Raw genomic sequence first — 19,133 nt, 5'->3', positions numbered from 1 at the left:
GATCGCCCGCCGTGTTCGCCAGACTGGGGGGATCGAAGGGGAGTAGTTCCGGGCTCGCGAGAGCCTGAGGCCGCATCGACATACTGACGTTCACGATGATCGTCCGGTGCCCCTGTCTCCCGGATGAACGAGACCTTCGGCCCACGCGCGGCCGGAGCTCTGTCTTGTCCTCCCTCGGTCGCGCCCGACCGAAAGGACCGTTCCCCATGCCACGCGCATTGATCGGCCGTCTCGCCCTGTGCCTCCTGATCGCCGCCCCCGCCTTGGTGTTCCGCACACTGGGCTTCCACCCGAATCCCGTGCTCGACCTCGTCGTCTTCGGGGCGGCGGTCGTGGCGGCGAGCTTCGTGCTCGCCTGGGCCGCCGAGGCCGCGCAGAAGGACATCTCCGGCGCCCTCGCGATCGCCATCCTCGCCCTCATCGCCGTGCTGCCCGAGTACGCCGTCGACCTGTACTACGCGTTCCGCTCCGGCTCCGACCCCGAGTACGCGCAGTACGCCGCCGCGAACATGACGGGATCGAACCGACTGCTCCTGGGCTTCGGGTGGCCACTCGTCGTGATCGTCGCCCTCGTGATCGCGAACCGGGCACGACGCGGCGAAGTTCGGCGCCTCGCCCTCGAGCTCCCCGTCACCGCACGCCTGGACGTCGGCTTCCTCGCGGTGCTGGCGATCCTCGCGTTCGCCATCCCACTGCTCGGGAACATCCCGATCTGGTTCGGCCTGGTGCTCATCGGGGCATTCGTCACCTACCTGTGGCGGGCAGGCCGCGCGGAGAGCGAAAGCCACGACGAGTTCGTCGGCGCCGCCGCGCACATCGCGGGCATGCCGACCCGCGCCCGGCGGATCACCGTGATCTCGTTGTTCATCGTCTCGGCGGGCATCATCCTCGCGTGCGCCGAGCCTTTCGCGACCGGTCTCGTCGACTCGGGAACCGCGCTCGGGATCGACAGCTTCTTCCTCGTGCAGTGGCTCGCACCCCTCGCCTCCGAGGCGCCCGAGTTCATCATCGCGGTGCTCTTCGCCGTCCGGGGAATGGGGGCAGCCGCGATCGCCACCCTCATCGCGTCGAAGGTCAACCAGTGGAGCCTCCTGGTCGGCTCGCTCCCCCTCGCGCACTTCTTCGGTGGCGGAGGGTCCGATCTGCCGCTCGATGCCCGGCAGATCGAGGAGTTCGTGCTCACCGGCACCCAGACCGTGATGGGTGTTGCGATCCTCCTCGCCCTCCGATTCCACCTGGGATCGGCCATCGCCCTGGCGGCGATCTTCCTCGTGCAGTTCTTCGTGACCGACACCGGCGGCCGCTACGTGCTCTCCGCTCTGCAGCTGATCATCGCCGCCGGGTTTTTGATCGTCCACCGTCGGCACATCCTGCCCACCCTCGCCGCGCCGTTCCGTCGATCGCAGCCTTCGCCGGCGATGACCGCGGGCGGATCCGCTGACGGCGCCGGAGGTCGCGGATGACCGCCCTTTTGCTATAGCGTTTAGGGATGACTATGCGCCGCGTTCTGATCACGGGGGCGAGTTCCGGCATCGGGACCGCCGCCGCCCTCGAACTCGCCCGCGAGGGTGCTGCCCTCTGGATCACGTATGCCGGACGGGAGGCCGAAGCGCTGCGCATAGCGGAGGAGTGCCGGGCGGCAGGGTCACCCGAGGTTCACGTGTCGCGCCTCGACCTGCGGGAGCGCGAGTCGATCGACGCACTCGTCGGCGAGATCACGGACGCATGGGGATCGCTCCACGTGCTCGTCAACAACGGCGGAGTCTGCCCCTACACGCCTTACGACGACATCGAGTTCGATGAATGGGACATGGTGCTCGAGACCAATGCCCGCGGCACCTTCTTCCTGACCCGCGGCGCGCTCCCCCTGCTCCGGGCAGCGGAGGGCGACCGCTCGGTGATCAACATCGCCTCGATCGCCGGCCAGGTCGGCGCGCTGCAGACCGGCATCCACTACGCCGCGAGCAAGGGTGCGATCCTGGCCATCACGCGCAGTTTCGCCCGGCACCTCGCCTCGGAGGGCATCCGCGTCAACGCCGTGACCCCTGGCCCGGTCGCGAGCGCCATCACGGACCAGCTGCAGGGGGCGGGGCGCGAGAAGCTCGAGTCGGGCATCCCCCTCGGCGCGTTCGGGCAGCCGGAGGACGTGGCCTGGATCATCGGATCCCTCGCTTCAGAGCGAGCACGCTTCATCACCGGCGCCACCTACGACGTCAACGGAGGAGTTCGCATTGACTGACCGCACCCCCCTGGACCGCTCCGCCCTCGAAACCGTGCAGGCGCAGCTCGAAGCCTTCAACGCACACGACCTCGACGCGTTCGTGGCCACCTACGCCGAGGACGCCGTCATCACCGGTGTCGCCGCCGAACCCGTGGTCGGTTCCGCCGCGATCCGTGCGTTCTACGAGCCTCGACTGCAGAACCCCGAGCTGTCGTGCGTCATCGAGACCAGCGTGCTCTTCGGCACCCGATGGGTCGTCGCACAGGAACAGGTGATCAACGCCGGCGTCGCCACCGAGACCATCGCGACCTTCGATGTGGTGGACGGGCTGATCGCCAGGGCGTCCATGCTCAAGGCCTAAGGAGGCGGAGGTCGTCGGGTCTCGAGGTGGGGTCGGCCTAGCCGGCGAGCTCGATCACATCCATTCCGAACAGGCTGGTCTTGGGAGACTCGATCGAAGCCATTCGTGGAACGGGCTTGAGTGGTCGGTGCTCGGGAGCGATCATCAGACGGAAGGGCCCTCTCGCGAGCCCCAGGGTCAGTTGCGTGTCGTACCAGCACAGCGCCTGCCTCGGAGAAGCCTTTTGAATCCAGGAGTGCAGGAAGAGCCAAGCGAGAGACGCGAACGGGATCAGGATCCAGAGCGCGAGGCCGCGCACCAACAACACGAGGAGCCATCCCGTTCTACTGAGTGCGTTCATCGACGGATTCCCCCTTCCTGGTCAGCTGTGCCGTATTGAACGTAGCGGACCACAGACGAGAGCGGCGCTATCTCCGATGCGCGGTTACGAGCAGTGTGACAATCAGTCCCAGTTCGGCGCGGGCGGTCGATACGCGTCACGGCGATGGCGGGCGCGAACCACGACCAGCGTCTCCGGCGCTTCGAGGAAGAAGAGCACGCGGTAGTCGCCGCGACGGGCCGAGCGCAGCCCCTCGAACTCGTCTTGCAGCGGTTTGCTCATCCGCTCAGGGTTCTCGGGCAGCGTGTAGACGGCGAATTCCACGATCGCCTGAGCAATCTTCTGCGGCAGCCGATCCAGGTCCCGCCAGGCAGAGTCGGCGAACGAAGTGACCCACGTCACGGGCGCCGAACCCCGTAGCGCGCGATCGTCTCATCGGCACTGCGCAGGTTTCCATCAGCAGCCTGCTGGCGGGCGCTTTCGACATCGTCGCGCGTTCCCGGCTCCGACAGCCAGAACAACGTCTCGTAAAGCGACTCCAACGCGTCCCTGCTGATCAGCACGGCAGCGCCGCGGCCATGGCGCGTGATCTCGATCGTCTCGTGCTCTCGCTCCACCTGATCAACGAGCCGGGACAACTGATCCTTTGCTTCACTTAAAGGCACCGTCTGCATGTCCTTCATACTAGCCCAAACTTTGGCCTTGGAATAGCCAGACCTCTGGCCATCGAGAGCGGATAGCTGTGACCACTGGCTGTCGGCCGGTCACTCGTGCTCGGGCAGGACCGGCGACGACCAACCCCGATCACGACCCAGCTGTGCCGCCCGCGACACGGAGTCCGCACCGAAGCGGCCGCGCAGGGTGTCGAGCACCGTGTCGAGGCGCGCTTCGTCGCCCCAGTCGATCGGCAGCTCGGGCGCCACGTTCCCTGCACGGTCGAGCTGCGACAGTGAGATGCCGAGCAGGGTGATGCCGCCCGCAGAAATCTCGGGCTGCGCGGCGGCGAGCAGCGCGCGAGCGAGGGTGAGCAGCACGGCGGTGCGATCGGTCGGAGCCCGGAGCGAACGGGAGCGGGTGGCCTTCGTGAAGTCGCCGAAGCGCAGACGCAGCACGACCGTCCGGCACACGCGATCGCCGTCGCGGAGTCGCCTGCCGAGACGGTCGATGATCTGCGTGAGGATGAGGTCGAGTTCCTCGGCCGAGCGCGGACGAGTGCCCAACGCACGCTGCGAGCCGATGGATCCCCGACGCCGCGTGGTGTCGACCGGCCGCGGGTCGCGCAGCCGGGCCAACGCATGCACGTGCGCACCCGTCGCTTTGCCCAGCATCCTCTCGGCGGTCGCGGTCTCCAGCTCGGCGAGCTGTCCGACGGTGCGGATGCCGTATCGGTGCAGCTTCTCGGCCGTCACCGCGCCCACGCCCCACAGCCGCTCCACGGGAAGGGGAAGCAGAAACTCCTCTTCCCGCTCGGGCTCGACGACCAGCAGGCCGTCTGGTTTGCTCACGGCGCTGGCGACCTTGGCGAGGAACTTGGTGCGCGCGACGCCCACCGAGATGGCTAGTCCCGCTTCCGCCCGCACCCGTTCGCGCAATCGAGCCGCGATCTGCTCGGGACTGCCCGCGAGGCGTCGCAAACCGCCGACCTCGAGGAACGCCTCGTCGATCGACAGCCCCTCGACGAGCGGGGTGGTGTCGCGGAAGATCGCGAACACGTCCTTGCTCGCGGCGGAGTACGCCTCCATGCGCGGAGGGACGACGACAGCATCGGGGCAGAGCTCGCGCGCCTGCCGGCCTCCCATCGCCGTGCGCACCCCGCGCGCCTTCGCCTCGTAGCTCGCCGCCAGCACGACCCCGCCGCCCACGATCACGGGTCGCCCGCGCAATTCCGGGGCGTCGCGCTGCTCGACCGACGCATAGAACGCATCGAGGTCGGCGTGCAGCACGGTCGCTTCCCCACGCATCCGTTCTCCCGTCGACATGCGGATCGTCGCATGGACCGGGGACATCCGTGGACGTCGCGCCCGGCCCGCACCCGGTGTCGGTCCTCACAGGTAGGTTCGGCGCGTGCCGGAACCGGTGATGCAGTGGTGGGCGCGACGGCAGTTCTCCCGCGGTCGCGCGATTCCGTATGACGTGGGAACTTATCGCGCCGGGTGGGCCGCGTACCCGGAGCTGATCCGCCAGTACCACCCCGAGCTGAATCACGGCATCGCGCTGTCGCAGATCCCTCTCGCCGCCGACGTGCTCGTGTGTTGGGAGTGCCCGGTCGGCCATCGGTTCGCCGCCACACCGACCGAGCAGCGCGAACGTCCAGGACGCGTCCGGCGCCGCTCCGCGTGGTGTCCGGACTGCTCCGCGCTCGCCCGCCCGCAGCCGGTCGTGCTCGGGGAAGCTCGCGCCATCCCCCGTAGGCCCCGTCGCCCCGCGCCTGCACTCTGCACCAAGACGCCCGACCTGCCCTCGGGGACCGCGTTCGCGAGTGAGTGCGCGCCGAAGCCCGCCTCTGCCGCGGAGGGACGTCTGCGGGCGGGACTCGGGGTCGCGATCGAGTTCGACACCACCGTGAACGCCGTCAAGGTCTCGCGCCCGTTCTTCCGCCACACCGAGATCTGGCCGGACATCGTGTTGCCGGAGCTGCGCATCGCGATCGAGTACGACACGGTCGGCCGACACGGCCTGGAGCACGTCGGCAAGCGGCAGGACGCGGATCTGCGCAAGGACCGCGCCCTGCGTGCTGTGGGGTGGGAGGTGATCCGCATCCGCACCGGGAAGCTCGAACCGCTCGGTCCGCACGACCTGGCGCTGCCCTCCGTCGGAGCGAAGAGCATCGCCCGGATCATCGACGAGCTGCGGGTGATTCGGGGAGCTCTGCTGGTGGACGCGTATCTCCGGTAGGTGCCCCGTCAGCCCTCGAAACGCTCCCGCAGACCCGGGTCGAGGGCGATGTCGCCGAAGGATGCCGTCCACGCGCCGTCGACCGCGATGGACTGCCCCGACAGGTACGGCGCCTCGTCGGAGAGCAGGAACGCCGTGAGCGCGGCCACCTCTTCCGCGCGGGCGATCCGGCCCATGGGCGGCCCCTCGGCGAGGGCACGTTCTTCGGCGGCGGGGTCGGCGGCGCGTGCGATCTGCGCCTCCAGATGCGGGGTGCGCACGCCACCGGGAGCGACCGTATTGGCTCGCATGCCCAGAGCGCCATACGACACGGCCACGCTGCGGGTGAGCGCGTCGATGCCGCCCTTGGTGAACTCATAGGCGGCGTGGTCGGTGAAGCTGGAGCGCCCATGGATCGAACCGATGTTGACGATGGCGCCCGCCACACCTTGGTCGACGAATGCGGAGACGGCCGTCGAACAGCCCCAGATGTAGCCGAAGCCGTTGATGTCGAGCACCTCGCGCACCACGGACTCGTCGAGCTCGTGCAGGGGCGTCCGTTTCGTGATGCCGGCGTTGTTGACCCAGCCGGCGAGCGGGGCTCTGGCGCGGGCAGCAGCAGCCGCGCGCTCGTGCGTCGAGCGATCCGACGCGTCACCGAGCACCACCTCAGCCACGATGCCGTCTTCGACCGTGCCCGAGCCGGCAGAGCGCTCGAGCCCAACCACGATCCATCCGTCAGCCGTGAGGCGCTCTGCGATGGCACGGCCGATGCCCTTGCCGCTGCCCGTCACGACGACGCTGCGTGCAGATTCCGTCATGTCAATCCCTCTCGAATCGGAAGACGGCGGGATCGAGAGCGAAGCCGAGTCCCGTGGCATCCGTCGGGCGCACCAGACCCTCGAACGACGGACCACCGAGGATGAACGACGGCGCGGGGTCGTACGGATTGACTCCTCGCGCGAACGTCTCCACGCCGATCCCGAGGTGTGCGGTGACCTCGGGATACACGTGCCCGGAGACCGGGACACCGCGCTCGGTCGCCCATGCGATCATCTCGCGGGCGGGCGTCACACCACCGATCGCCACGACGTCGAGGCGCAGCGCCTCGACACCACCGACCTCGACCAGCGCCTTCAGCACCGCGGGATCGGTGACCTCATCGCCGACGGCGACCGCCAGGCCCGATTCCCGGCGGATGCGCGCGACACCTGCTGCGTCTTCCGGCAGCAGCGGGTCTTCGAGCCACGCGAGCTGCGGGTCGCCCCACTGCGCGATCTCCGCGAGCGCGGTGTCAGCATCCGGCCAGCCGAAACCCACATCGACGACCAGCCCTGTGTCAGCGGGCAGCTCTGCATTCAGAGTCGCCAGGAGTTCTCGCATGTATGCCGGATCCGGAATGCGCGAGATCTTCACGTTCGTCCATCCAGCAGCCTGCGCGAGAACCTCGTCGGCGACCTCCCGCGGAGCCCGGTCCGCAGACGGGTAAGCGGCGACCAGCATCGATTCCCGGGGAGCATCACCGGTGCCGAGCAGCTTCCACAGCGGCATGCCCGCGCGCCGGGCGGCAATGTCCCAGAGGGCGATGTCGACCAGCCCCATGGCGCGCCGCACCAAGCCCACCCGGCCGACGATGGCACTGCCGCGCAGCATCCGCTCCCACGCCGCCGCAGGGTCGTCGGCATCCGCACCCACCGCGTGCGGGGCGACGAGACGGCCGACGATCTCGCCCATCGGCGCCTCCCGCGAAAGGCAGTACGCCATCCCGGTCGTTCCGTCATCGGCTGTCACCTGCACGGCGGAGTACTCTCGCCGCACGACTGTCATCGCGCCGAGCTGCAGTGGCGCAGGGAGCGGCAGTACGGCGGTGGCCGTGTCGATGCGGGCGATCGTGGTCATTCGGGCTTCTTCGCCAGGGGCACGCCGTAGTCCACCATGAAGCCACCGTCGACATACAGCGTCTGCCCGTTCATGTAGCGCGACTGGTCGGAGACGAGGAAGCTGACCGCGGCCGCGATCTCACTTGCCTCCGCCAGGCGCTTCGCGGGGATACGCGACAGGATCGTGTCCAGGCTCAGCGTCCCCTGCTCGACGCCCTGCCGGAAGACGCCCGTGTCGACGTAACCGGGCGCGACAGCGTTGACCCGCACACCGCGCGACGCCCACTCCGCCCCCGCCGTGGAGGTGAGTCCGATGACGGCGGCCTTGGTCGTGGCGTAGGGTGCCCGCCCCGCGGAGCCGCGCGAGGAGATGGAGGAGATGTTGACGATGCGGCCCTCACCACGGTCGAGCATGCGCTTCCCTGCGGCCTGGAGCGCGGAGAACACCCCGTGCAGGTTCACGTCGACGACCGCGGACCACTCATCCCACGTGAGGTCTTCGATGCCACGGTGCCGCTGGATCCCGGCGTTGTTCACGAGCACCTCGATGGGCCCGAGCTCCGCCTCGATCTCACCGAAGACCCGGTCGACCCCGGCGTGGTCGGTGACATCGAGCTCCCGCCACAGGATCCCGGCGGGGTTCTCGCCCGCGGTCAGCCCGGGGACGCGGTCGGTCGCGACGACGAGGTAGCCGTCCGCGGAGAGTCGCTGGCCGATCTCCCAGCCGATGCCGGCGGATCCTCCGGTGACGATGGCGACGGGTGCCTGACTCATGCGTGCTTCTCCTCAGTCATACGTTTGCTATAGCAGTCTACGGCCGCTCCCGTCGCGATGTTCCAGCCGAAAGCCTCGAAGTAGGTGGAATATCGCGACCGGAGCTAGGCCAACAACCCGGCCACCACCGACACGGCATGGGACTCCAAGAGCTCGAGGGCGCCGGGAGCCAAGGGCGTCTGCCAGGACTGATAGGCGCCGCGGTCGTAGGCCTCGCGGGTCGGGAGGTACACGAACCCCGGGCCGTTCGTCAGGTTCATCACCACGATCGGCGTCTGGGGGAACCGCTCCCGCAGGGTCGTCTGCAGCCGCGAGTAGGCCTCACCCGGATGCCCCACGATCACGGCGTCCCCGAGCCGCCAGGCCCACACCGGATGCGACACGGTCGGCCCCTCGATGTAACCGTCGCGGAGGTTCCGCGCTCGTCCGAGGCGCTCCTCCCGCGAGCGCGGGTCGATGTCCTTCCACTCCTCGGCGAGTTCGTCCAGGGTGGGCAGGTCGCGCAGCGGCAGCTCGACGGCCGAGACGACTCCCGCCGCCTCCTCGCCGCCGTCCGCCGGGGTCCCTGTCCAGATCGCGAGCGGAGCACCCGACTCCACGACACCGTCCAACGTCAGCTCCTCGCCGGGCACAGGCAAGCCGTCCAACGCCGCGAGCACCGCGTGCCCGAGCGCGCGTCCGTGCCGGTCGGCCACCGCCACGTCGCCGGTGTACTGCTCCCGCGGGGCCAGCTCGCCCGACGCCCCCTGCACGAACAGGCACGGTGCACCGGTCGCGGCCTCCACGATCTCGCGCATCGCGCCGACGTAGTCCGGCGACACCTCGCGGTTCTGCCAGGCCAGGGTCGTCGGATGACAGGCGTAGTTCACCAGCGTCGCCCGCACCTCCCCGTCGACGCTGATCCGGCCGATGGTCACCGTGTCGTCGGCGGTGCCCTGGGGGTTGTAGCCGACGAGCGCGCGGCCTTCGAGGTCGAGCTCGCGCTCCGCCGCGAGGGTGCAGGTGCCCGTGGTCCACTCGATCAGTCCAGGCCGGGCGGTCTCCAGCGCCTCGCGCCCGGCCGCGATACCCGCGGCGGACAGCGCCTCCAGGTACCCCGGGATGAGCTCCCCGCCCGGCAGATGCGCGTCCGCGGCGCACAGCACGGCCCCGGCGTGGGTGTGCGAGAGCGAGAGCATGAGCTGATCGGGTTCGAAGCCCAGACCGTCGAGGATGGCGCCGCGCACGCCCTGCTCGTCGGCGACTCGGCGCCACCACGTGCCGTCGACGGCGAGGAGCACCCGGGGGCGTCCGTCCGCGGCCACCACCGCGAGCGCGGTCAGCTCGAACGGCCGGTGCGCCCCCTCGGAGCGCTCCCAGTCGGCCGGGCCCCAGTTCTTGGCGCGGATGCCGACGGGCGGCGTGATGTCGCGCCGGGCGACGCCGATGCCCGCCTGCGTGCGCGGAATGCGGATGCGGTCTCCGAGGTGCGTCGCAGCTGCCGTGTCGTTCACGCGTGGTCCTCCCTGATGTCCATGATGCCGTCCGTCACGCGCTCGTCAGCACGTCTGCGATGACGACGCGCGGTCCGGCCTCCGGTAGCGCCGTCTCGACGCCGCGCTCGACGGTGTCGCTGTAGAGCAGCGTCGACGGCTCGGCGAATCCGTCCGCCAGCCGTAGTCGTCCGCCGACGAACTGGCTGCCGGTGACGCGGGCGTGGTTGACGCCGGTGCCGATGTCGAGGTGCGCCGCGCCCTTCGGCACCGTCGAGGTGACCCCGCTCACCCGCCAGGTGACGACGCCTGCACCGGCGGCCCTGCCCAGCAGAGCCCCGTCCGTGCGCTCCGTGGAGAGCTCGACGCCGTCCAGGGCGATGAGCTGGTCGCGCACGGCGGTCGCGCTCAGGCGCACGTCGCGCACGGATCCGCCGCGGATGGCGACCTTGGCGGCGCCGAGCTCGAAGGGCGCACCCGGCGCCGGGCCGCTGAGGCGGCAGTCCACGAACTCGACCGGACCCGACCCGCGAGCCTTGACCCCGTCGATCCCGGTGATCGTGCAGTCCACGAAGCGCACGGGAGCCGTGACCGGGGTCTGCACGAGCACCTGGTCCTTCGGCAGCGCGAAGGTGGAGTCCGAGATCACGGTCGGTCGCGACGAGCGCTGCGACCGTTGTCCGATCGCCAGAAGTCCCGCAGTGCACCCTCGCACCTGGGCGCCGTCTGCGTTGATGGTCATGGACGCCTGCGGATCGAAGGTGGAGCGGCCGATCACGCGCACGTTCTCCAGCGTCAGATCGCTGATCTTGGTGCCGGCGACGAACCAGGAGCAGACGTGGTCGCGCACCGTGATGCGCTTGGCGGCGGTGCCCCACTGCGCGCCGGAGTTCGCGATGTCCATCAGACCCGAGTTGCCGATGAAGGTGAGGTCGTGCTCGTACTGCCCGTGCGTGGTGAACGGGTTGCCGCCCTGGTCGTCACCGTCGCCGTGGCAGTTCTCGACGATGCAGTAGGCGCTGGCGGTGAGGTCGTTCAGGTGCCGGGCGTTCGACGACGTGCAGTCGCTGACCCGTCCGTAGAGGCTGTAGATCTGCTGCGTGAGGTAGCCCGCGCCACCGTAGAACACGGTCGGCGGGTTCTCCACCGAGCAGCGTTCCGTGGTGAAGTGCGTGTTCCAGCGCCGCATGATCACGGGCCACCAGGTGCGGCTCGCGTGCACGTCGGCGACGTCGCAGTGGATCGCGTACTCGAAGGCGATCGGGTGGGAGCCGGTGAGCTCCCGAGAGTCGGGGAAGGAGCCGTCGGTGGGGCCGTCGAAGGGTCCGGCGCCGAGGAACCGCATGTTCGCGATGCGCACGCCAGCGACCGGTTCCATCTGCCGCCAGATGAGCTTCCGACCCTTGTCGAGCGGCCAGCCGTTGAGGTAGTCGATGCGGATATGGGTGCCGTCGATCTGCTGTGTCACCTGCACGAAGCGCTGGAGTTCGCGCTCGTCCGCCCCTCCGCCGGCGACGGGATCGCACTGCACCGCCCACCAGGAGTCGACGGGGAACCGGGACGCATCGGGCACGGAGACCGCGTCGGTCAGCTCGGGCCAGGCGTCGGCCAGCGCATGCTCGACCACGACGTCCTTCGACACCCCGGTGAAGAACATCACGGCGCCGAACGGGTTATCGTGACTGTTCGGCTCGATGCCGTCGGTCGTGATGACGTGTCCGCCGAAGTCGATCTCGAGGTACGACCGGCTGAACCGGTGCCGCCGCTGGAACAGCAGGTCGGTGCTCGCCTCGATCCGGCGGATGCGGGGATCGTTCACCATCGCCGCGAGCGCATCGTCGGCCGCGGTCTCCGGTCCCGCGATGCCGAAGACCCGGAAGTCGACGGTGCCGTCGTGCTGCAGCAGCCAGCGGCTTCCCCGCTTGCCGGCGATGACCGTACCGCCGTTCGCTTCGATCTTCGCGTTCTCGGCGCCGACGTAGACGAGCAGCCCGGCGTCGCCCGGCGTGCGGTACCCCGCGACGATCGCGACCTCACCGTCGCGAGCTCGGAGGCGGGACAGCTCGGCGACGGACTCCGCTCGCGTGAGATCTTTCGCACCTGCCACGACGGGGGCCGCCTGTGCGGGCGCCGTCACGGCGAGGGAGCCGGCCGCACCGAGTGCGACCGCACCGAGTCCTGCCATGAGGGCACGGCGACTCGAGGAGCGCACGGTCTCCTCCGGCACCAGGGGAGTCCGCGCGGTCATGAGAGCTTCTTCTCGGCCAGCAGCACCTCGGCGGGAACCGTGAAGTCCGCTCGCCGGCTCAGCACGAACGCGATGGTCGCCCCGAGCAACGTGAGTGCGGAGATCAGCAGCAGCCCCCAGATCGCGGATCCCGTGGTCTCACTGATCCACCCGATCGCATACGGCCCCGCGAAACCGGCGAGGTTGCCGACGGAGTTGATGAACGCGAGTCCGGCCGCGGCCGCCGTTCCCGTGAGCACCATGGGCGGCAGGCTCCAGAACAGCGGTGTCGTCGAGAACAGCGCCGACATGCCGACGCACAGGGCGGCGAGCGCGAGCACCGGTGTGCCCTGCGCCGCGACCGCGGCCATGAGCGAGAGAGCGGTGATCGACAGCGTGATGCCGATCTGCAGCGGGATGTTGCCCTGCTTCCTGGCGGCACGCTCCCACGGCAGCATGACCAGCGCCGCGCACAGGTTCGGCAGCGCGACGAGCCAGCCCGTCGTGGTGTTGGAGAAGTCGCCCATGCTCTTGACGATCGTCGGCAGCCACATGCCCAGCCCGTACGCACCGAACACGACGCCGAAGAACAGCACGATCAGGGTCCACAGACGCCCGTTGCTGAACACCTCGCGCAGGCGCAGGCGCCCGTGCTTCTGCTCGGTCGCCGCGGTCTCGACAGCCAGGGTGTCGGTGATCCAGCGCTGCTCCGTCTTGTCGAGCCAGCGCGCGTCCTGCGGGCGATCGGGCAGCCAGAAGAAGACCACGAAGGCGAGGAGCACGGCGGGGATGCCCTGCAGCAGGAAGACCAGCTGCCAGCCGTCGAGCCCCCACATCCCGTGGAGTTCGAGCATCCAACCCGACAGCGGTGCGGCGACGGCGTTCGCGATCGGGTTCGACAGCACGAACACGACCAGCACCTGGGTGCGGTATTGCCGGGGGAACCAGAGCGTGAGGTAGAGGAGCACCCCGGGGAAGAACCCGGCCTCGGCGATGCCCAGGATGAACCGCGCGATCGCGAACTGCGTCGCATCCTGCACGAACGCGGTGAGGGCGGCGACGAGCCCCCAGGAGACCATGATGCGGGCGATCCACTTGCGGGCGCCGAACCGCTCGAGCAGGAGGTTGCTCGGCACCTCGAAGAGCAGATAGCCGATGAAGAAGATGCCGGCGGCGAACCCGAAGGCGGCCTCGGTGATCTGCAGCGCGGCCGTCATCTCGAGCTTGGCGAACCCCGCGTTGTTGCGGTCCATGTAGGCCACGAGGTACAGCAGCCCGAGGAACGGGCCGAGGCGCCAGATGGCCTTCTTCATGGCGGAGGCTCCGACCTCCTCGGGTGTGCGCGTATCGGGGGCGGTTCGGGTCCCGGACATGACAACTCCTTCGTCATCGGTGGATAGGCTTGCTATAGCATCTAGCAAATCAGGCGCCGTGTCCACCCATCGACGAAATGCCATAGCATCGATCGAACGATTGCGCGCCCGCTCGACTAGACGGCACCGCGCATCGAGAAGGGCAACCGAATGCGCAGCGTCTCGGATCAGAACATCGCCGAACAGGTGGCAGACGAACTGCGCACGGCCATCCATTCGGGAGAACTCGCCCCCGGCGAGCGTCTGGTCGAACGCAAGCTCGCCGATCGACTCGGTGTCAGCCACATCCCCGTGCGCGAGGCCCTGACCCGGCTGGCGGAAGAGCGCCTCATCACACGGGAACCCCGCCGCGGTGCACGCGTCGCTCAGCTCAGCGCACAGGACCTCGAGGAGATCTCCAGCCTGCGGATCGTGCTCGAGCAGTTCATGGCCATCCGCGTGCAGGAACGGTGGAACCAGGAATCCGCTGCGCGGCTCGGGGCCATCATCCAGTCCATGGCCGACGCCGCCCCTGGCGACATCGCCGAGGTGCTGCGCCAGGATCGCCTCTTTCACGAGACGCTCGCCGACCTCGCCGAGCACCGATTCCTCGACGAGGTGAGCGGCCAGCTGCGCGGTCGCATCACGGGCTTCATCCAGGCGGCCAACTCCGCGCTCGATCCCGCCGAGCAGGAGGAGCATGTGCGCAGCCACCAGCAGATCGTCGATGCGATCGCGAGCGGCGACCCCGAACGGGCACGCACCGTGATCGCCGAGCATGTCACCAGGGCCGTGCAGCGCATCACGCCGTCCGTCTCGGCCGAGTGAGCCGCACCATGACACCGAAGACCATCGTCCTCACCGGAGCCTCCGACGGCATCGGCGCCGCCGCCGCACGACAGCTCGCAGGACCTGCCCACCGCCTCATCCTGGTCGGCCGCTCCGCCGAGAAGACCCGTGCCGTCGCCGAGGAGACCGGAGCCGAGTGGTTCACCGCCGACTTCGCCCGGCTCGACGACGTGCGGGCGCTGGCCGGGAAGATCGCCGCCGCCGTGGGGGACACCGGCATCGACGTGCTGGCCAACAACGCGGGCGGCATCTTCGGCGATCGCACTCCGACCGTCGACGGCTTCGAGAAGACCATGCAGGTCAACCACCTGGCACCGTTCCTGCTCACGAACCTGCTGCTTCCGCGGCTGCTGCGGGCCGGAGGTGCGGTCATCAACACGTCGAGCATCGCCCATCGCCTGTTCGGGCACCTCGATGTCGACGACCTCGACAACACCCGCCGGTTCAGTCCGAACAAGGCTTACGGGGATGCGAAGCTCGCGAACGTGCTGTTCGCCAAGAGTCTGCACACGAAGTTCCAGGCCGACGGACTGAGCGCCGTGGCGTTCCACCCCGGCACCGTGCAGACGAACTTCGCGTCGGACTCGTCGAGCATCATGCGGCTGCTCTACCGCACGCCACTCAAGCACCTCATGCTCATCGGTGCAGACAAAGGCGGCGCGACCCTGCGCTGGTTCATCGAGGGAACCCCCGATGAAACGTGGTTCTCCGGCGCCTACTACGACGAGCGTCAGCTGACCGCGAAGGTCAATCCGCAGGTGAACGACGCGGCTCTCGCCGAGGCGCTCTGGCAGCGCAGCGCCGAGCTCGTCGGCCTCCCCGCCGCTTAGGCCCGCCCCCTCGCCCCGCGGGCGGAAATCACCCTTCTCGCACCCTGGTCCACGGAATCGCCATATACTTGCCATGGAAAGTAAGCCAGTGGTCGTGGAAAGGATGCGCCGTGGACCTGCATCGGCTCTTCGATGATGTGATCCGCTTCGAGATGGAGATCTGGGAGGCGGTCGACCGACGTCTCCGCGCCGAGCATTCCCTGCCGCTGAGCTGGTTCGAGCCTATGCGGGCCATCGACAGGATCGAGAACTGCCGGGCCTCCGACATCGCGACCGAGCTCTCGATCACCGAGGGCGGTACCAGCAAGCTGGTCGCTCGCATCGAAGCAGCGGGCTACTGCGAGCGCACACCGAACCCCGACGACCGACGGGCCTCGTTCATCACGCTCACGCCGGCGGGCGAGGACATGTTGACGATCGCGACCGAGACGTTCGACAGAGAGTTGGAGCCGTGGTTCCAGAGCGTCTTCGCCGCCGACCTTGAGCACTTCGCCACCACTCTCGCCACCCTTCGGGTGCGCAAGCCCGTACCGACGACAGGAGTCACCCCATGACCGAGATGATGCGCGCGATCGTGCTCGACACACCGGGCCCCGCGGAGGCGCTCACGATCCGAGAGCTGCCGATTCCGACACCGAGCGAGGGCTGGGTGCTGATCCAGGTGAAGGCGTTCGGCCTGAACCGCTCCGAGCTGCACACCCGGCTCGGCCTCGCGGAGGGCGTCACCTTCCCCCGCGTGCTCGGCATCGAGGCGACGGGCGTCGTCATCGACGCACCCGGTGGCGAATTCACCCCCGGGCAACAGGTCGTGGCGGTGATGGGCGGGATGGGACGCACCTACGACGGCGGATACGCCGAGTACACCTGCGTCCCCGCGACCCAGGTCATCGCTTTCCAGAGCAACCTCGACTGGGGCACCCTCGGCGCCGTTCCGGAGATGCTGCAGACCTCCTACGGATCGCTCACCGTGGGGCTCGATGCCCAGCCCGGCCAGTCGATCCTGATCCGCGGCGGCACCTCGTCGATCGGGATGGCGACCGCGGTGCTCGCGAAGCAGCGCGGAATGACGGTCTTCTCGACCACACGCAACCCGAACAGGGCCGACGCCCTCACCCGCATCGGCGTCGACCATGTGCTGATCGACGACGGCGACGTGCAGGCGCAGGTCAGAGCGATCCTGCCCGACGGCGTCGACACGGCCCTCGAGCTCGTCGGAACACCCACCCTGCCGGACACGCTCCGCTCGACCCGCGTACACGGCGTCGTCTGCTTCACCGGGATGCTCTCGAACCAGTGGACCGTGAAGGACTTCTACCCGATCGAGTACATTCCCCGCGGCGTGCGCCTCAGCGCCTACGGCGGAGGCGCGGCCGACCTGCCGCCGACCGTGCTCCAGGGCTTCCTCGACGCGGTCGCGGCCGGCGAGGCCACCGTGCCGATCGACCGGGTCTACGCGTTCGACCAGATCGCCGAGGCGCACACCGCGATGGAACAGGGCACCGCCGTCGGCAAGCTCGTCGTACTCACCGGCCTCTGACCCGCCGGCGCCGCAGGCATCCGCGGCCCGCCGAGTGCACGGGTTCTCGCCGAGTGCACGGCTCCTTCACGTCGAGAAGCCGTGCACTCGGCAACATCCGGTGCACTCAGCGCTGGGTCGCGGGGCAGGTCGCAGGGGCAGGTCGCGGGTCCGGGTCAGACCACGAGGTTGGCCGTGTCCACCACGCGCGGGCCCTCCGTGGGGAAGGCAGTGCGAGTCACACCCGACTCGACGTTGCCGGTGTGAAGCAGCGTGGACGAGCCCCCGAACGCGGTGTCCGTCAGCTCCAGCGCTCCGCCCTCGAAGCGGTTGCCTACCGCGCGGTAGTGGTTGGTGCCCTTCGTGACCGAGACGTGCGTGGCCGAACCTTCGGCGCGGAAGGTGCTGTCGCTCAGCGTCAGGTGCAGCTCGCCGTCGCCGGTGCGTGCGACACCGATGCCGCCCTTGTTCGCGACGTCCGATCCCGCGATCTCGACCGCCTGACGCTCTGCCCTCGCTGCCGCGATACGCACGTTGCGGAGCGTCGCTCCCTCGAAGCGCAGCCGCTCGGACGACGACACGACAGGCGCCGCATCGTCGGCGGCGGTGAGCGTCGAGCCGCGGAACGTGACCGCGCCCGCACCGGTGATCTTCATGCCGCCCACCCGATCGAGCACGGTGTCGACGAAGGTGACCGGTGTCTTGACCGTGGCGTTGGTGAGCTCGCCGGGGGCAACGAACGTGAAGTGCGAATCCGTGATGGTCGTCGGCCGTGCCGAGTTGTCCGAGGCCTGCGTGATGATGAGCGTGTCAGACGCGGTGCACCCCCGCAGCTGCGCGCCGTCGGCGTTGATCCACAGCATCCCGGAGCCCGCGAGCGACGGCTTTCCGATCACCTGCACATCTTCGAGGGTGAGGTCGGTGATGCGCACACGCGCGACGAACCACGAGCACACGTGCTTGCGCACGGTGATGCGCTTGGCCGCAGAACCCCAGGCTGCACCGGAGTTCGCGAACGTCATGAGTCCCGAGTTGCCGGTGTAGGTGAGGTCGTGCTCGTACTGCCCGTGCGTGACGAACGGGCCCTGGTCATCACCGTCGCCGTGGCAGTTCTCGACCAGGCAGTAGGCGCTCGCGGTGAAGTCGTTCAGGTGCCGGGCATTCGCGGTGTGGCAGTTGGCGACGTATCCGTACAGGCAGTAGATCTGCTGCGTCAGGTAGCCGGCACCTCCCCAGGTGACCGAGGTCGGGTTCTTCAGCGTGCAGCTCACGGTCGAGTAGTACGTGTTCCAGCGCCGCTGGATGAGCGGCCAGAACGTGCCCGTGCCGTCGATGTGGTCGACGTCGCAGCGCACCGCGTACTCGAACGCCAGCGGGTGCGAGCCGGTGTACTCGTCGGTGCCGGTGCCGAGGAACTTCAGGTTCGAAACCGTCACGTCCTGCACCGGCACGACCCGTCGCCAGGTCATCGTGCGATCCTTACCGAGCGGCCAGCCGTTCTTGTAGTTGATGCGGATGTGCGTGCCGTCGACGATCTGCGTCACCTGCACCATCCGCTGCAGCTCGCGCTCCCAGCGACCCGACAGCGCGTTCACCTCGGCGGCATACCAGTCCCCGACCGCGAAGAACGAGGAGTCGGCGACCGGGAAGATGTCACCGAGGTCGGGCACGACCTCGCCGAGCTTGGCCTCCTGCACGGCATCGGTCACCTCGCCGCGGAAGAACATGACCGCTGCGAACGGATCGTCCTTGCCGGCGTTCTCGATGCCGACGGTAGTCATGAGGTGTCCGCCGAAATCGAAGGCGATGTTCGATCGGGAGAACTTGTGGCGACGGATGAAGTTGAGGGGGCTGTGCCCCTCGACGCGATGGATGCTCGCGTCGTTCACCATGGCGTCGAGGGCGTCGTCGGCGTTGACGCTCGCATCCATGATCCCGAACATCCGGAAGTCGACGACCCCGCCGTGCACGAGCACCCACGCTCCGCCCTTGGGGCCGGCGAGCACGGTGCCTCCGTTCGCGGCAGGAGCGTCCTTCTTCACGAAGCGGTACAGCCCGGCGCCGCCATCACCCGGCGTCGCGTACCCGGCCGTGCGGGCGAGGTCGCCGTCCTTGCCCTTCCGGTTCGCGAGCGCTACCGCCGTACCGCCGTTGGCCACGCTCTTCGAGCCCGAGGAATCCTGGGGTGCCACGGGTCCGGCCGCCTGCGCCGGTGTCTGCGTGGTGACGGCGGCCACGCCGCCGATCGCGGCCGCCCCGAACCCCGCGAGCAGCATGCGCCGACTGCGCAGGACCGCGGTCTCGTTCCTCTCGCGCGCCGACGGGTCCTGCAGCGTCATGTCCGCATTCAGGGTCGTGCTCATCTTCCGGGTGGTGCTCATCTTCCGGGTGGTGCTCAATTTCTGGGCCATGCTCATCCTCCTTGCGGCGTCATCACCGCGGTCAGGCGTCCGGCTGA

General features: G+C 68.9%; 19 protein-coding genes. 8 read left to right on the top strand and 11 right to left on the bottom strand.

The genetic code is table 11. From position 1 onward, the window contains the following. Window positions 1-206 precede the first annotated feature (206 nt). Genes ILP86_RS13425 through ILP86_RS13415 form a run of 3 tightly spaced genes read left to right on the top strand, consistent with a single transcriptional unit; the run spans window position 207 to window position 2,582 of the window. Complete coding sequence (locus ILP86_RS13425; protein ID WP_193762189.1) at window positions 207-1,463, top strand: sodium:proton exchanger; 1,257 nt, start codon at window positions 207-209, stop codon at window positions 1,461-1,463. A gap of 26 nt (window positions 1,464-1,489) precedes the next feature. Next, a complete protein-coding gene (locus tag ILP86_RS13420) occupies window positions 1,490-2,239 on the top strand; it encodes an SDR family NAD(P)-dependent oxidoreductase (protein WP_193762188.1) in 750 nt (249 codons plus the stop codon). Continuing rightward, window positions 2,232-2,582 carry a nuclear transport factor 2 family protein gene (locus tag ILP86_RS13415; protein WP_061017409.1) on the top strand — a complete coding sequence of 117 codons (351 nt, stop codon included), beginning with the start codon at window positions 2,232-2,234 and terminating at the stop codon, window positions 2,580-2,582. Before ILP86_RS13420 ends, ILP86_RS13415 begins: the two co-directional genes overlap by 8 nt. Before the next feature lie 37 nt (window positions 2,583-2,619). On the opposite strand, the gene ILP86_RS13410 is transcribed toward ILP86_RS13415, so the two are convergent. The 4 genes from ILP86_RS13410 to dinB all read right to left on the bottom strand — a co-directional run bounded on the left by ILP86_RS13410 (window position 2,620) and on the right by dinB (window position 4,862). After that, window positions 2,620-2,922, bottom strand: coding sequence for a hypothetical protein (locus ILP86_RS13410; RefSeq protein WP_061017407.1), 303 nt, complete (start codon window positions 2,920-2,922; stop codon window positions 2,620-2,622). Window positions 2,923-3,024: 102 nt separating this feature from the next. Then, window positions 3,025-3,303 carry a type II toxin-antitoxin system RelE/ParE family toxin gene (locus tag ILP86_RS13405; RefSeq protein ID WP_193762187.1) on the bottom strand — a complete coding sequence of 93 codons (279 nt, stop codon included), beginning with the start codon at window positions 3,301-3,303 and terminating at the stop codon, window positions 3,025-3,027. Then, window positions 3,300-3,575, bottom strand: coding sequence for a type II toxin-antitoxin system Phd/YefM family antitoxin (locus ILP86_RS13400; protein WP_061017402.1), 276 nt, complete (start codon window positions 3,573-3,575; stop codon window positions 3,300-3,302). The genes ILP86_RS13405 and ILP86_RS13400 overlap by 4 nt, the downstream gene beginning before the upstream one ends. Before the next feature lie 90 nt (window positions 3,576-3,665). Further along, window positions 3,666-4,862 carry a DNA polymerase IV gene (gene dinB / locus ILP86_RS13395; protein WP_193762186.1) on the bottom strand — a complete coding sequence of 399 codons (1,197 nt, stop codon included), beginning with the start codon at window positions 4,860-4,862 and terminating at the stop codon, window positions 3,666-3,668. Window positions 4,863-4,965: 103 nt separating this feature from the next. Between dinB and ILP86_RS13390 the strand changes: the two genes are divergently transcribed. Continuing rightward, window positions 4,966-5,796, top strand: coding sequence for a zinc-ribbon domain-containing protein (locus tag ILP86_RS13390; RefSeq protein WP_374706395.1), 831 nt, complete (start codon window positions 4,966-4,968; stop codon window positions 5,794-5,796). A gap of 8 nt (window positions 5,797-5,804) precedes the next feature. On the opposite strand, the gene ILP86_RS13385 is transcribed toward ILP86_RS13390, so the two are convergent. The 6 genes from ILP86_RS13385 to ILP86_RS13360 all read right to left on the bottom strand — a co-directional run bounded on the left by ILP86_RS13385 (window position 5,805) and on the right by ILP86_RS13360 (window position 13,501). Beyond that, on the bottom strand, window positions 5,805-6,596 hold the full coding sequence (locus ILP86_RS13385; RefSeq protein ID WP_193762185.1) for an SDR family NAD(P)-dependent oxidoreductase: 792 nt from the start codon (window positions 6,594-6,596) through the stop codon (window positions 5,805-5,807). Window position 6,597: 1 nt separating this feature from the next. Beyond that, window positions 6,598-7,674 carry a mandelate racemase/muconate lactonizing enzyme family protein gene (locus ILP86_RS13380; RefSeq protein WP_179516435.1) on the bottom strand — a complete coding sequence of 359 codons (1,077 nt, stop codon included), beginning with the start codon at window positions 7,672-7,674 and terminating at the stop codon, window positions 6,598-6,600. Further along, complete coding sequence (locus tag ILP86_RS13375) at window positions 7,671-8,429, bottom strand: SDR family NAD(P)-dependent oxidoreductase (protein WP_058631069.1); 759 nt, start codon at window positions 8,427-8,429, stop codon at window positions 7,671-7,673. The genes ILP86_RS13380 and ILP86_RS13375 overlap by 4 nt, the downstream gene beginning before the upstream one ends. 104 nt (window positions 8,430-8,533) lie before the next feature. After that, window positions 8,534-9,922: a hypothetical protein gene (locus ILP86_RS13370; RefSeq protein ID WP_193762184.1), complete on the bottom strand. Its 1,389-nt coding sequence runs from the start codon at window positions 9,920-9,922 to the stop codon at window positions 8,534-8,536. A 34-nt stretch (window positions 9,923-9,956) separates the two neighbouring features. Next, complete coding sequence (locus ILP86_RS13365) at window positions 9,957-12,149, bottom strand: peptidase C14 (protein ID WP_227751232.1); 2,193 nt, start codon at window positions 12,147-12,149, stop codon at window positions 9,957-9,959. Further along, window positions 12,146-13,501, bottom strand: a complete 1,356-nt coding sequence (locus ILP86_RS13360; RefSeq protein WP_046748138.1) for an MFS transporter — start codon at window positions 13,499-13,501, stop codon at window positions 12,146-12,148. The genes ILP86_RS13365 and ILP86_RS13360 overlap by 4 nt, the downstream gene beginning before the upstream one ends. Before the next feature lie 150 nt (window positions 13,502-13,651). Between ILP86_RS13360 and ILP86_RS13355 the strand changes: the two genes are divergently transcribed. From ILP86_RS13355 to ILP86_RS13340, 4 genes are all read left to right on the top strand, one after another. Then, window positions 13,652-14,308 (top strand): GntR family transcriptional regulator, encoded by a 657-nt coding sequence (locus ILP86_RS13355; protein ID WP_046748137.1) that lies wholly within the window; start codon window positions 13,652-13,654, stop codon window positions 14,306-14,308. An 8-nt stretch (window positions 14,309-14,316) separates the two neighbouring features. Continuing rightward, a complete protein-coding gene (locus ILP86_RS13350; protein WP_193762183.1) occupies window positions 14,317-15,159 on the top strand; it encodes an SDR family NAD(P)-dependent oxidoreductase in 843 nt (280 codons plus the stop codon). A 110-nt stretch (window positions 15,160-15,269) separates the two neighbouring features. Further along, window positions 15,270-15,713: a MarR family winged helix-turn-helix transcriptional regulator gene (locus ILP86_RS13345; protein WP_308431939.1), complete on the top strand. Its 444-nt coding sequence runs from the start codon at window positions 15,270-15,272 to the stop codon at window positions 15,711-15,713. Then, entirely contained in the window at window positions 15,710-16,696 is a 987-nt protein-coding gene (locus ILP86_RS13340; RefSeq protein WP_174799740.1) for a zinc-binding alcohol dehydrogenase family protein, read from the top strand. Before ILP86_RS13345 ends, ILP86_RS13340 begins: the two co-directional genes overlap by 4 nt. Window positions 16,697-16,851: 155 nt before the next feature. On the opposite strand, the gene ILP86_RS13335 is transcribed toward ILP86_RS13340, so the two are convergent. Further along, window positions 16,852-19,086, bottom strand: coding sequence for a peptidase C14 (locus ILP86_RS13335; protein ID WP_227751231.1), 2,235 nt, complete (start codon window positions 19,084-19,086; stop codon window positions 16,852-16,854). Window positions 19,087-19,133: the final 47 nt, after the last annotated feature.

The organism is Microbacterium sp. R1 (genome assembly GCF_015159725.1).
Lineage (GTDB): Bacteria > Actinomycetota > Actinomycetes > Actinomycetales > Microbacteriaceae > Microbacterium > Microbacterium oxydans.
This window is presented reverse-complemented; position numbering and strand designations above follow the sequence as displayed.